The following is a 13,448-nucleotide window of genomic DNA, read 5'->3' as shown; positions in this document are numbered from 1 at the left end:
TGACCTAAATCAATTATCTCATCTAGGCCTCAAGCTTGGCAATTAGTTGGTCCAATTTGTGAGGCTCATCAATACTTATCGTCAATTTCGCTTTTCCGTTTGCAGAACGGGTCAGAGAAACTTTTGCATCAAGCAGCTGACTCAATTTATGCGACATTTGCTCAGCTTCGGTATCTTCTTGTTGCCCTTTTTGCTCATTTTGTGGGGCTAAGCACTTTTTTACTAACTGTTCGGTTTGACGAACAGTCATTTGCTTTTTCGCGACTTGTTGAGCAACCTCAACCTGCTGTTCACCCTGCAAGGCCAATAGCGCTCGCGCATGACCCATTTCTAGCAATTTATCCGCAACCAAGCTTTTCACATCGGACTCAAGCTGGTTTAAACGTAACAAGTTACTGACCGTCGTTCTCGACTTACCAATCACTTCTGCGACTTGTTGATGCGTAAGCGTAAATTCGTCTTGTAAGCGCTCAAGCGCTTGTGCTTCTTCAATCACATTCAAGTCTTCACGTTGAATGTTCTCAATCAACGCCATGGCAATCGCCGCGCGATCTTCGACTTTCTTCACCAAACACGGCACGCGTTTTAAACCAGCCTGCCTTGCCGCACGCCAGCGGCGCTCACCTGCGATGATCTCAAACTGGCCGTTTTCAACCTGGCGAACCACAATTGGCTGAATAATGCCTTGTGACTGAATCGAAGCCGCTAATTCTTCTAGCGCTTCAGGCGCCATATCTTTACGCGGTTGGTATACGCCCGGTTGCAATTGACCAATCGCTAAGTCGGTTAACTCACCGTCTGCCGATAATTCTTGGCTATGCGATGCAATATGCTGTTTTTCACGAGCAAACGAACTGGTCGACAATAACGCATCCAGTCCTTTTCCGAGACCACGCTTAGACATGGGATTGAATTCCTTAGGTTAGAGTTAAACTGGGATTTCTTCGCGGCGGAGCATTTCGCCCGCTAGAGCAAGATACGCTTTGGCCCCTGCAGAGTACTTATCGTAGTACATCGCTGGTTTACCGTGACTTGGCGCTTCAGCCAAACGCACATTACGCGGAATGACGGTACGGTAAACTTTATTGCCAAAGTGTTTTTTAAGTTGATCGGACACTTCATTCGATAGGCGGTTGCGCGGGTCGTACATAGTACGCAGTAAACCTTCGATTTTGAGGTTTTCATTAACCACAGCCGCTAACTTGCTGATTGTGTCCATAAGAGCAGTTAAACCTTCTAACGCAAAGTATTCACATTGCATCGGCACCAGCACAGAATCAGCTGCCGCCATCGCATTGATTGTAAGAAGGTTTAGAGAAGGAGGACAATCAATAAAGATGAAATCATAGTTATCGCGAACTGACGACAATGCATTTTTTAAACGCACTTCGCGAGCGAACACTTCCATCAATTTGATCTCTGCCGCGGTTACGTCACCGTTCGCCGCGATCAAATCATACTTCCCTGTGGTTTGGGTACATACGACTTGATCGAACGGTGTATCTTCGACCAAAAGATCGTATGCGGTGGCATCGACCATATACTTATCCACGCCACTGGCCATCGTAGCATTGCCTTGCGGGTCGAGATCGATCACCAAAACCTTGCGCTTTGTTGCCGCCATCGAAGCCGCTAAGTTAATGCACGTTGTTGTTTTGCCGACCCCACCTTTCTGGTTGGCGATTGCTACAATTTTACCCACGATTACCTCGCTAATTTTCCTTGCGCGATAAGATTACTAGATGACGATCACCTTCCAACTCAGGAACAGCTAAAGATATGATCTCTGTCACACTGCACCATTCAGGAAGCTGATCCATTTCATCTTTAGGGTGCTGTCCTTTCAGCGCTAGAAACACCCCATGCTCTTGTTTCGGCAAATGGTGGCACCATTCCACCATGTCTGTCATTGAAGCAAAAGCTCGACTCAAAACGCCATCAAATTTTTCTTCAGGTTGGAATTCTTCGACGCGACTTTGAATTGGTGTCACGTTTTTAAGCCCTAATGTGTGCACGACCTGCTTGATAAAACGGATGCGTTTGCCAAGACTGTCGAGCAAGAAGAAGGTCTTCTCAGGGTTCATGATTGCCAAAGGTATGCCCGGTAAGCCCGGACCAGTACCAACATCAATAAAGCGCTCACCGGGCAGGTGTGTGCTCACCACGATGCTATCAAGAATATGTTTCACTAACATATCAAGCGGATCGCGCACCGACGTTAAGTTGTACGCTTTGTTCCACTTGTCGAGCAGTTCGACGTAACCGACCAATTGCTCTCTTTGTTGCTCTGACACTTCTAAATCGGTTTTCACGATCAGTGAATCCAGTTTTGTTCGCAATGCGCTCATTTTATTCTTCCTCACCTTTCTTCAGCAAACCATGCTTTTTCAAGTGAACAAGAAGAATAGAGATTGCTGCAGGCGTAATACCAGAAATGCGCGATGCAATACCGATGCTCTCTGGTTTGGCCTCACTCAATTTAGCAACGACTTCGTTTGATAAACCTTTTACATCGCGGTAATCCAAATCAGCAGGTAACTTGGTATTTTCGTGACGCAATGATTTTTCGATCTCTTCCTGCTGACGCTTGATGTAACCATCGTATTTTACTTGAATTTCAACTTGCTCCGCCGCTTGCTGATCTTCAAGTGCAGGAGCAAACGCTTCAAGTTGCGTCAGTTGCGAATAAGTGATCTCTGGACGACGCAGAAGATCCTCACCACTCGCTTCACGTGCCATTGGGGTTTTCAGTAGCTTGTTCAGCTCATCAACGCCTTCTGATTTCGGATTCATCCACGTTGATTTCAAACGCTGACGTTCCGTTTCCATGTTATTGATTTTCTCGTTAAAGCGAGCCCAACGAACATCGTCAATCAAGCCTAACTCGCGTGCTTTTTCCGTTAAACGTAAATCGGCGTTATCTTCACGTAGCAACAAGCGGTATTCCGCACGAGAAGTGAACATGCGGTACGGTTCTTTCGTACCCATGGTCGATAAATCATCAATCAATACGCCCATATAAGCTTGGTCACGACGTGGGCTCCAGCCTTCTTTGTCTTGGCTGTACAAGCTTGCGTTTAGACCGGCCATCAAGCCTTGCGCTGCGGCTTCTTCGTAGCCAGTCGTACCATTAATCTGACCAGCAAAGAACAGACCATGAATAAACTTGGTTTCGTACGTTTGCTTCAAATCACGTGGATCGAAGAAATCGTATTCAATCGCATAACCAGGACGAACGATATGCGAATTTTCAAAGCCTTTCATTGAGCGAACGATTTGTACTTGCACATCAAATGGCAAGCTAGTCGAGATACCGTTAGGGTATAGCTCGTGCGTCGTTAAACCTTCTGGCTCAATGAAGATTTGGTGGCTATTTTTATCCGCAAAACGCATCACTTTGTCTTCAATCGACGGGCAGTAACGCGGACCAATGCCTTCAATCACACCCGCGTACATCGGACTGCGATCCAAGTTGCTACGGATCACATCGTGCGTTTGCTCATTGGTGTGCGTAATAAAACATGGGATCTGACGCGGGTGTTGTTCGCGTTTACCCATGAATGAAAATACAGGGGTAGGGTTATCACCGTGCTGAGCTTCAAGCACTGAAAAATCAACAGTGCGAGCATCAATGCGCGGTGGGGTACCCGTTTTTAAACGATCCACACGGAATGGCAGTTCACGTAATCGATCCGCTAATGCGATCGACGGTGGATCTCCTGCACGTCCGCCTGAAGAGCTCTCCATGCCAATGTGGATCTTACCACCAAGGAACGTACCTACCGTTAGTACGACGGCTTTCGCATGGAAGCGAAGTCCCATTTGAGTCACCACGCCAACCGCGCGGTCTTGCTCAACAATCAGATCATCCACTGACTGCTGGAACAGTGTTAAGTTAGGTGCATTTTCTAATGCGTTACGGACGTACGCTTTGTACAGAGCACGATCCGCTTGAGCTCGAGTCGCTCGAACTGCAGGACCTTTGGAGGCATTTAGTGTACGGAATTGAATACCTGCATGGTCGATGGCTTCAGCCATCAAACCGCCCATAGCATCCACTTCTTTTACTAAGTGACCTTTACCAATACCACCAATCGCCGGGTTACAAGACATCTGGCCTAATGTATCGATGTTATGGGTAAGGAGAAGCGTTTTTTGTCCTGTGCGTGCAGATGCGAGCGCGGCTTCCGTTCCTGCGTGTCCGCCACCGACAACAATGACGTCAAAGTTTTCGTGATAAAGCATGAACTGACCTCAGGTATTCAAAGGGATTTAATGGACAGATAAAGGAGCAGTATTTTACCTGCTTTATGCCACAGAGAAAAACGTTTTCTCGTTTTATCCGTTTTAAGCTTCAAGATAAATATATATAAGATCTATATATATGATCTTTTATTAGATCTACTATTAGGATCGACCGTTTCTGTGGATAACCTAAAAATGATCAACAAGATCATGGATCTTCTTTGGATCATATCTTGTGATCATGATTGGATCAGATCGAGGATTACCTGGGATCAAAAGTGGTAGTTATACACAGAGGGTAAAATTGATCAAAGTTGTTATTGGGATAACTAAAGGAAAATCACTGGATCTTATCGTAGTTATCCACAGCTCGTTTGATTGGTTTTTGAGCAGTTAAACAAAATAATTTGACGGGAGTTATTCACATTGGGGAAAACAGAGCCGAATTTCGACTCTGTTGAAGGGAAAGCGGGGAGCTTAAAAGCGTTCGATATTCTCTTTTAACCATGCCTCAGCGGCGTCTTCGGGTACTGCATGGCTCAGTACATCAATCTTAAGACAATCAGCGAGCGGTGTGGCACCAATGTCCTCTAGTAAATCATAAGCGTGTTGACCAGCGGCGCAGAACGTATCATAGCTTGAATCACCAATCGCAATCACTGCGAACTTTACGTCGGTCATTTTCGGCGGGGTATTTTGTAATGCCGCGATAAAAGGTTGAATATTATCAGGGTACTCACCAGCCCCATGGGTTGAGGTGATCACCAACCACGTTCCTTGATTTTCGATCTCATCGAGGGACGGCTGGTTGTGGATCGTTGTTTCAAATCCATTCTCGTTGAGTAGATCACTCAGGTGATCCCCTACGTATTCTGCGCCACCTAGCGTGCTGCCTGTAATAATGTGGATCATACTTCTTCCTTATTGAATGCGACGGCTAAAGCTCATGGATGGCTTGCCGTACAAAAAGAAACGCGGTGTGAGTTAAGCTCAGCACCGCGCGTTCGATTATTTACTTACCGATACAGAATGAAGAGAAGATTCGGCCCAGTAAGTCGTCAGAACTGAACTCGCCGGTAATCTCGTTGAGATGCTGTTGGGTGATGCGCAGCTCTTCTGCCAGTATCTCACCAGCCATATAGCCTTCAAGCTGTTCTTGGCCTATTTGAAGGTGCTGTGCGGCGCGTTCCAACGCATCGAGGTGACGGCGACGAGCCATAAAGCCACCTTCACTGTTGCCTGAGAAGCCCATGCATTCTTTTAGGTGTTCACGCAGAGCTTCAACCCCTGCACCTGTTTTCGCTGACAAGCGGATGAGGGTAGGGTTATTGACGTGGCAGATCCCCATTTCTTCACCCGTTTGATCCGCTTTGTTTCGGATCACGGTTATGCCGATATTGTCGGGTAGGCGATCCACAAAATCTGGCCAGATATCTTTCGGATCGGTGGCATCGGTTGTCGTGCCATCCACCATGAACAACACGCGGTCTGCTTGGGCTATTTCATCCCACGCGCGTTCGATACCGATTTTCTCTACTTCATCGGAAGCATCACGCAAACCTGCTGTATCAATGATGTGTAGTGGCATGCCATCAATATGGATATGCTCACGCAGTACATCACGCGTGGTTCCTGCGATGTCGGTTACGATTGCAGACTCTTTACCCGATAGCGCGTTCAGTAGGCTTGATTTGCCCGCGTTTGGACGACCCGCAATCACGACTTTCATCCCTTCACGCATAATAGCGCCTTGGTTAGCTTCTTTGCGCACCGCATCTAGGTTGTCGATGATGGCTTGTAGGTCACCAGCCACTTTACCGTCGGCCAAAAAGTCGATCTCTTCTTCAGGGAAGTCGATGGCTGCTTCAACATAGATACGCAAATGAATCAGCGACTCAACTAAGGTATTAATGCGGCCTGAAAATGCGCCCTGTAAGGATTGCAGCGCTGATTTTGCGGCTTCTTCAGAACTGGCATCAATGAGGTCTGCAATCGCTTCGGCTTGAGCGAGGTCGAGTTTATCGTTCAGAAACGCGCGCTCAGAGAACTCACCAGGGCGAGCAGCTCGAATACCATCTATACCTAGAATGCGTTTTATCAGCATATCCATCACGACAGGGCCGCCATGGCCTTGCAGCTCAAGTACGTCTTCACCTGTAAATGAGTGTGGGTTAGGGAAGTACAGTGCGATGCCCTGATCAAGCACAGTGCCATCTTCTGACTTAAACGGCAAGTACTCTGCGTAGCGGGGCTTTAGTGTTTTGCCAGTGACTTCTAACGCCACTTGGTTGGCTTTAGGGCCAGAAACTCGAATAATACCGACACCGCCACGACCAGGCGCGGTCGCTTGAGCGACAATCGTATCTGTAGTCATAATTTTGCCTTTTGAGCTGGGCTCAAATTGAGCCATAACTTTAGTTAGCTGAATTGTAATCAGCCAAAAACAAAAAGGCGACCTTTTGGCCGCCTTTCTCAATCATTTCCTAAAAGGTTACTTGCTGTGTAAGCCTTTTTTCTCTAACCCTTTGTAGATCAGAGTTTGCTGGATAAGCGTTACGATGTTCGACACCAACCAGTACAGAACGAGACCTGATGGGAAGAACAAGAAGAAGAAGGTAAACATAACCGGCATAAAGGTCATGATCTTCTGCTGCATTGGATCCGTTACCGTTGTCGGGCTCATCTTCTGGATTAGGAACATAGACGCACCCATCAATAGCGGCAGGATGTAGTAAGGGTCCTGCGCTGACAAGTCGTGAATCCAACCAAAGAATGGTGAGTGACGAAGCTCTACCGATTCCATTAGCGCCCAGTATAGTGCGATGAAGATAGGCATCTGTAGGATAAGAGGTAAACAGCCACCTAGTGGGTTCACTTTCTCTTTCTTGTACAGTTCCATCATTTCTTGGCTCATGCGCTGACGGTCATCACCGATGCGCTCACGCATAGCTTGCAGCTTAGGCTGAAGCATACGCATTTTCGCCATAGACGTGTATTGCGCTTTTGTTAATGGGTACATTGCACCACGAACGATGAAGGTCAGACAGATGATTGCCACACCCCAGTTACCAACAAAGCTCTGGATGAATGAAAGCAACATATGAAGAGGCTTCGCAATGAACCATAACCAGCCGTAGTCCACTACTAGGTCTAGGTTAGGTGCCACTTCTGCCATTTCATCTTGCAGTTTTGGACCAACCCAAAGTGTTGCTTCAAACTTAGCCTGATCGCCTGTTGCGATAGTTTTGTTCGGCATACGAACGCCGATGTCGCCTAGGTTGCCAATTACACGAGTGTATAGGTTAGTACCTGGTTCGTTACGTGGGATCCAAGCTGCGGCAAAGTAGTGCTGAATCATTGCTGCCCAACCTTGGCCATCGGCTAGGTTAAGAGACAGGTTGCGATCCTGCATATCATCAAAGCTGTACTTCTTGTAGCGCGTATCTTCTGTTGAGTATGCGCCACCACGGTAAGTAGGCATTGTGATGCTACCACCATCGTCCATTAGGTTTTGACGTAGGTGAGCGTACATACCAAATGTTGCGTTGTTGCCTGAGTTGTTCACTACATCGTATTCAACATTAAGCGCGTAGCTGCCGCGTTTAAAGATGTAAGTTTTGGTGTATTCGATGCCGTTTGCAGTGAATGTCATCGGAACGCGAAGTTCATCTTGACCGTCAGCCATTGTGAAGCTGTCTGCACTTACGTTGTAGTGAGGGCGATTTGTGCTGCTCAAGTCGATACCTTGAGGACCCACTAGACCGCTTTGAGCGATAAATTGGTGACCTTGAGCGTCTTTAAGCAGAACAAAGGAATCTGATGAATCTAACTCAGCAGAGTATTCGTTAAGGTTGGCATGTACCACATCGCCACCAACGGTGTCGATCGACAGAGTTAAAACATCAGTCGTTACTGTGATAGTTTTTGCAGAAGCTTGCTGTTGACCAGGAACTGGGTCAAGTTCATCAGCAAAAGATGGTGCAGGTAGAGTGCTGCTTGATTGAGCCTGTTCAACTGCTTGAGGTTCTGGATTCTTTGCAACTTGCCATTGTTGAAACAGCAAAAAAGAAACCAGGGCCAAACCGATGAGCAGGATATTACGTTGAGAATCCATCGTTAGTTATCTCTGTCTTGTTTTTGGACTGGTGGAACGGGGTCATACCCCCCTTCATTCAAAGGGTGGCATTTTAATAGACGTTTGCCTGATAACCAACATCCTTTTACAAAACCGTGAGCTCTCAAAGCTTCTAGCGCGTAAGTGGAACAGGTTGGTGTGAACCGGCAACGAGGACCAATCAAAGGGCTGATAAACCAGCGATACAGATAAACGAGCCCAATGGCTATCCACGTGAAGGGCGAGACAGGCGTTGCCATAGCTTATCAAACAACTTAAAAATTTCCTCATTGCTTAAATCTTGCGCGCTTTTCTTTGCAATCACAACAAAATCTTTGTTTGGAAGCTGATGTTGATTGTTACGAAAGCTTTCACGAGCCAAACGCTTAAATCGGTTACGACCGACAGCCGTTTTGATTTGCTTTTTGGGAACCGCTAAACCTAATCGTGGGTGAGAAAGTTTGTTATTGCGAGCAATGATGGTGAAATGAGGCGAGCCAGCTCGATGAGCTTGCTGGAAGACGTTTTGATAATGCTCGGGAGTTAACAAACGTAACTCCCGATTAAACGCGTACGTGTTCAAAATAAACTAGCGATTATTTTGATAGGCGCGCACGGCCTTTTGCACGACGTGCGTTGATAACTTTACGACCGTTCTTAGTTGCCATGCGAGCACGGAAGCCGTGAGTACGCTTGCGCTTTAGAACTGTAGGTTGAAAAGTGCGTTTCATGATAATTACCTTTACTGATCAGTAGTTTTAGGTTCTTGTTAAACCCGGCGTGGGTATTTGCTTTCTTATATAAAGAAGCTCTTTATATAGAGAAGGACAACCGACGCCTCTCAACAAAGAGGCGGAATTGTAATCACACTCACATAATGTGTCAATGACTCAATGAGTACGAAATTCCGGCCGGGCGATTATACGTAGTGTGAGTAAAATCTCAAGGATCAATCGATCCTGATGCTTGATCGTTACTCTATTCCTACTTGGTTAAGGAATTTTTTCAAACGAGGATCTTGTGGATTATCGAAGATATCCTGTGGAGAACCTTGCTCAACGATATTGCCTTCCGCCATGAAGATCACTCTATCAGCGACTTCTTTCGCGAATTGCATCTCGTGCGTCACCACCAGCATGGTTTGATGCTGATTAGCTAACTTCTTCATTAATGAGAGAACTTCACCGACCCATTCAGGATCCAGCGCAGAAGTTGGTTCGTCAAATAACAGCAGTTCTGGTTGCAGCGCCATCGCTCGGCCGATACCCACACGTTGTTGTTGGCCGCCAGACAATGCCGCTGGATAACTATCGCCTTTATCCCCAAGGCCGATGTCATCCAGAATTTGTTGCGCTCGTTTGAGAGCATCGGCTTTTTTCCAGCCTCGAACGGTCACTAGACCTTCGGCAATGTTCTGGCGCGCATTCATGTGGGCAAACAGGGCATAGTTTTGGAACACAAAGCCAGTTCGACGACGCAGCGCTAATACTTCGGCTTTAGTGTGTTTTTGAGTATCAACGGAGATGTCATCTATCGTGATACGACCTTCATCTGCTTGTTCTAGAAAGTTCACCGTACGCAGCAAGGTTGATTTACCCGTGCCACTTGAGCCGATAATCACAATGATCTCGCCTTGCTTAATATCGAGGTCGATGCCTTTCAGCACTTCAGTCTCACCAAAACGTTTGTGAATATTTTCTAATTTGATCATCGTACGTACGCCTTATTCAGTTTTGCTTCTGCCCAGATTTGTACGCGAGTCAGAATCACCACCACGCCCCAGTAAATAAGAGCAACCGCAAGGAAAGCTTCAAAGAAACGGAAACTTGATGAGGCTTCCATCTGTGCTTTCGCCATGATTTCGGCCACACCAAGCGTGAAAGCGAGAGACGTTGACTTGATCATATCGATGAAATAGTTCATCAATGAAGGCAGTGCGACACGCGTTGCTTGAGGTAAAATCACTCGGCGCATTGCTTGGGATGTCGTCATACCGACCGATAAGCTCGCTTCCATTTGGCTGCGATCAATACCAATAATGGCGGCACGAATACTTTCCGCCATATAAGCGGCAAAGTGCAGCGTTAAACCGATCACCGCTGCTGAGAAGGCATCAATACCCACCATCAATGGGAAGATTTGTGGTAAGCCATAATAAAGCAGGAAAAGCTGAACTAAGAGTGGGGTGCCACGGAAGAAGCTGATGTACAGTTGGCTTAATTGATCCAGAACTGGCAGTTTAAATACGCGAATATTGGCTAAAATGACGGATAAAATCAGTGAAAACACCAATCCCCACGTCGCCATTTCCATGGTAGTGCCAAGATATTTCAGCAATATCGGCAGCAGTTCCAACATGTAATTAAAGTCAAATCCCATACGGCTTACCTAAAGGCTAGAGAAAAGAAAAGGTGGAAAACAAGTTCCACCTTTACGTAAGTTTATTTTAGTCCGAGAGTGATACCACTTTGCGGCCTAAAGTACAAAGAGTTCTTATTTCGTGATGTCAGCGCCAAACCACTTCACGGAAATTTTCTCTACTGTACCATCTGCGCGCATCTCAGCCAGTGCTTTGTTTACTTCTTCTTGCAGCTTACGACCTTTCTCGTTGTCCACGAAAGGCCATGCGTTTTGAATGGTCTCAAACGGTTCGCCCGCCAATTCCAGAGGAAGACCGGTTTTCTTAATCAGCTCTAATGCAGAAAGACGATCCATTACAAATGCATCTGCACGACCGAGTGCCACATCATGTTCGATACCAGTGTCGTACGTTTTGATGTTGATCTTGCCATCTTTGTCGTACTGACGAAGCAGTTGCTCGAAGTTGGATCCTAGATTCACAGCAACGGTTTTGCCCGCAAGATCGTCAACACCTTTGATGCTGTCGTTGCCTTTACGCACGGTAATTTGTGCGCCATCTACAACGTAAGGGTCAGCAAATAGGTATTTGGCTTTACGCTCATCAGTCATGGTGATTTGGTTGGAGATCGTATCGATGCGACCGGTTTCTAGCAGACCAAATAAACCAGAGAAGTTAGCGGTTACGTATTCGATTTTGTAATCGTTGCGTTTGCCGATTTCATCCCACATGTCGACTTCAAAGCCTTGTAGCTTATCTTGCTTTACAAAAGTAAACGGGAAGTAGCGACCTGACATACCAACTTTGACTTCAGTAGCGGCTTGTACGGTTGCTGCCGACAGTGCAATGGCTGCAACGGCAACCTTAATCCAGTTTTTCATAATACATCTCCATAATTTTATGGTTGGAAATACTACTGTTAGTTAGCTCAATTAAATAAATAACCAAGAGCAATAACCTAGACCTGTGAGTTATTAGATAATAGAAGAAGAATGTTAAATGTGACGAAAATGCGAACTGAACCTAGCGAAATGATCGACAAAATCATCATTGGGAATAAAATAATACACAGACTTATCACCAATCGCTCGATCTTGTGAATTTTGCCCAATTGTGGATCGTTGTGTGGGCAAATTTGGGGCAAGGTGTGTTGATCTCATCAAGTTTGCAGAAATAATTGTGAATAACTTGGATCTTATTCACTGGATCATCGATCAATCGCTGGCGATCTTGGTTATCAACAGGTAAAATTGCCAGTCTTTTCCGATAATTCAATTACTCAGTGGGGGCACCGTGTCATCTTCGCTTTGGCTGCAATGTTTGCAGCAGCTTCAAGAAGAGCTACCAGCTACAGAATTCAGCATGTGGGTTCGTCCGCTACAAGCGGAGCTCAATGACAATACTCTCACTCTATTCGCGCCAAACCGCTTTGTGTTGGACTGGGTGCGTGATAAGTATCTGAACAATATTACTCGCTTACTGCAGGAATACTGCGGTGGCGATATTCCTAACTTACGCTTTGAAGTGGGGAGCCGACCTGTCTCTGCTCCAAAACCAGCGCCGACACGTACGCCTGCAGATGTGGCTGCCGAGTCATCTGCACCTGCACAATTACAAGCGCGTAAGCCAGTACACAAAACCTGGGATGACGACGCTCAAGCGATTGCGGCTATCAATCACCGCTCAAACATGAACCCAAAACACAAGTTCGACAACTTTGTTGAAGGTAAGTCGAACCAACTGGGTTTGGCTGCGGCGCGTCAGGTATCGGATAATCCTGGTGCAGCATACAACCCGCTGTTCCTATACGGCGGCACGGGCTTGGGTAAAACGCACTTGTTGCATGCGGTGGGCAACGCGATTGTGGATAACAACCCGAACGCAAAAGTGGTCTACATGCACTCAGAACGTTTTGTGCAAGACATGGTAAAAGCGTTGCAAAACAATGCGATTGAAGAATTCAAACGCTACTACCGCAGCGTGGATGCGCTCCTTATCGATGACATCCAATTCTTTGCTAATAAAGAACGTTCACAAGAAGAATTCTTCCATACCTTCAACGCACTATTGGAAGGTAATCAGCAGATCATTCTAACGTCTGACCGTTATCCTAAAGAAATTAATGGCGTTGAAGATCGTCTTAAATCTCGCTTTGGTTGGGGTCTTACTGTTGCGATCGAGCCACCTGAGCTTGAAACGCGTGTGGCGATCTTGATGAAAAAAGCTGAAGATCACCAAATCCACCTTGCTGATGAAGTGGCATTCTTCATTGCCAAGCGTCTGCGTTCGAACGTGCGTGAGCTCGAAGGTGCACTGAACCGTGTTATCGCGAACGCGAACTTTACTGGTCGTCCAATTACGATTGATTTTGTTCGTGAAGCGCTGCGCGATCTGCTTGCTCTACAAGAGAAGCTGGTTACTATCGATAACATTCAAAAGACAGTGGCGGAATACTACAAGATTAAAGTAGCGGACTTGCTGTCTAAACGTCGCTCTCGTTCTGTTGCGCGTCCTCGTCAGCTGGCCATGGCGTTAGCAAAAGAACTAACCAACCATAGCTTGCCTGAAATTGGCGATGCGTTTGGGGGCCGTGACCATACGACCGTACTTCATGCTTGTCGCAAGATTGAGCAGCTGCGTGAAGAGAGCCACGACATTAAAGAAGATTACTCTAACTTGATTCGCACCCTGTCTTCGTAATCGGTTAGAATAACGGTATTCTAAGCAAAT

At 46.4% G+C, this 13,448-nt stretch carries 14 protein-coding genes; 1 reads left to right on the top strand and 13 read right to left on the bottom strand.

Features of this window, described 5'->3' with window-relative positions:
* Nucleotides 1-22: 22 nt before the first annotated feature.
* The 13 genes from FR741_RS00070 to FR741_RS00010 form a co-directional block, all read right to left on the bottom strand.
* Complete coding sequence (locus FR741_RS00070; protein ID WP_167426110.1) at nt 23-904, bottom strand: ParB/RepB/Spo0J family partition protein; 882 nt, start codon at nt 902-904, stop codon at nt 23-25.
* A 24-nt stretch (nt 905-928) separates the two neighbouring features.
* Entirely contained in the window at nt 929-1,702 is a 774-nt protein-coding gene (locus tag FR741_RS00065) for a ParA family protein (protein ID WP_005383838.1), read from the bottom strand.
* 10 nt (nt 1,703-1,712) lie between these two features.
* Nucleotides 1,713-2,348 carry a 16S rRNA (guanine(527)-N(7))-methyltransferase RsmG gene (gene rsmG, locus FR741_RS00060; RefSeq protein ID WP_074190060.1) on the bottom strand — a complete coding sequence of 212 codons (636 nt, stop codon included), beginning with the start codon at nt 2,346-2,348 and terminating at the stop codon, nt 1,713-1,715.
* Between the two features lies 1 nt (nt 2,349).
* The gene (mnmG, locus tag FR741_RS00055; RefSeq protein WP_167426109.1) at nt 2,350-4,245 is read right to left on the bottom strand and encodes a tRNA uridine-5-carboxymethylaminomethyl(34) synthesis enzyme MnmG; all 1,896 of its coding nucleotides are present in this window, start codon (nt 4,243-4,245) and stop codon (nt 2,350-2,352) included.
* A 477-nt stretch (nt 4,246-4,722) separates the two neighbouring features.
* The gene (mioC, locus tag FR741_RS00050; protein WP_005394096.1) at nt 4,723-5,157 is read right to left on the bottom strand and encodes an FMN-binding protein MioC; all 435 of its coding nucleotides are present in this window, start codon (nt 5,155-5,157) and stop codon (nt 4,723-4,725) included.
* A 100-nt stretch (nt 5,158-5,257) separates the two neighbouring features.
* On the bottom strand, nt 5,258-6,619 hold the full coding sequence (gene mnmE / locus FR741_RS00045) for a tRNA uridine-5-carboxymethylaminomethyl(34) synthesis GTPase MnmE (protein WP_012841264.1): 1,362 nt from the start codon (nt 6,617-6,619) through the stop codon (nt 5,258-5,260).
* A gap of 117 nt (nt 6,620-6,736) precedes the next feature.
* The gene (gene yidC / locus FR741_RS00040) at nt 6,737-8,359 is read right to left on the bottom strand and encodes a membrane protein insertase YidC (protein ID WP_005383834.1); all 1,623 of its coding nucleotides are present in this window, start codon (nt 8,357-8,359) and stop codon (nt 6,737-6,739) included.
* A gap of 2 nt (nt 8,360-8,361) precedes the next feature.
* Nucleotides 8,362-8,619, bottom strand: coding sequence for a membrane protein insertion efficiency factor YidD (gene yidD / locus FR741_RS00035; protein WP_005378822.1), 258 nt, complete (start codon nt 8,617-8,619; stop codon nt 8,362-8,364).
* Nucleotides 8,586-8,909 carry a ribonuclease P protein component gene (gene rnpA, locus FR741_RS00030; RefSeq protein WP_005394102.1) on the bottom strand — a complete coding sequence of 108 codons (324 nt, stop codon included), beginning with the start codon at nt 8,907-8,909 and terminating at the stop codon, nt 8,586-8,588. The genes yidD and rnpA overlap by 34 nt, the downstream gene beginning before the upstream one ends.
* Nucleotides 8,910-8,955: 46 nt before the next feature.
* A complete protein-coding gene (rpmH, locus tag FR741_RS00025) occupies nt 8,956-9,090 on the bottom strand; it encodes a 50S ribosomal protein L34 (protein WP_005378825.1) in 135 nt (44 codons plus the stop codon).
* A 242-nt stretch (nt 9,091-9,332) separates the two neighbouring features.
* The gene (locus FR741_RS00020; RefSeq protein ID WP_005378827.1) at nt 9,333-10,070 is read right to left on the bottom strand and encodes an amino acid ABC transporter ATP-binding protein; all 738 of its coding nucleotides are present in this window, start codon (nt 10,068-10,070) and stop codon (nt 9,333-9,335) included.
* The gene (locus tag FR741_RS00015) at nt 10,067-10,738 is read right to left on the bottom strand and encodes an amino acid ABC transporter permease (RefSeq protein WP_005378829.1); all 672 of its coding nucleotides are present in this window, start codon (nt 10,736-10,738) and stop codon (nt 10,067-10,069) included. The genes FR741_RS00020 and FR741_RS00015 overlap by 4 nt, the downstream gene beginning before the upstream one ends.
* A gap of 114 nt (nt 10,739-10,852) precedes the next feature.
* Nucleotides 10,853-11,599, bottom strand: a complete 747-nt coding sequence (locus tag FR741_RS00010; protein ID WP_005378831.1) for an amino acid ABC transporter substrate-binding protein — start codon at nt 11,597-11,599, stop codon at nt 10,853-10,855.
* A gap of 412 nt (nt 11,600-12,011) precedes the next feature.
* Between FR741_RS00010 and dnaA the strand changes: the two genes are divergently transcribed.
* Nucleotides 12,012-13,418, top strand: coding sequence for a chromosomal replication initiator protein DnaA (dnaA, locus tag FR741_RS00005; RefSeq protein ID WP_005378835.1), 1,407 nt, complete (start codon nt 12,012-12,014; stop codon nt 13,416-13,418).
* Nucleotides 13,419-13,448: the final 30 nt, after the last annotated feature.

The sequence above is a fragment of the Vibrio diabolicus genome (assembly GCF_011801455.1).
In the GTDB taxonomy this organism is placed as follows: domain Bacteria; phylum Pseudomonadota; class Gammaproteobacteria; order Enterobacterales; family Vibrionaceae; genus Vibrio; species Vibrio diabolicus.
This window is presented reverse-complemented; position numbering and strand designations above follow the sequence as displayed.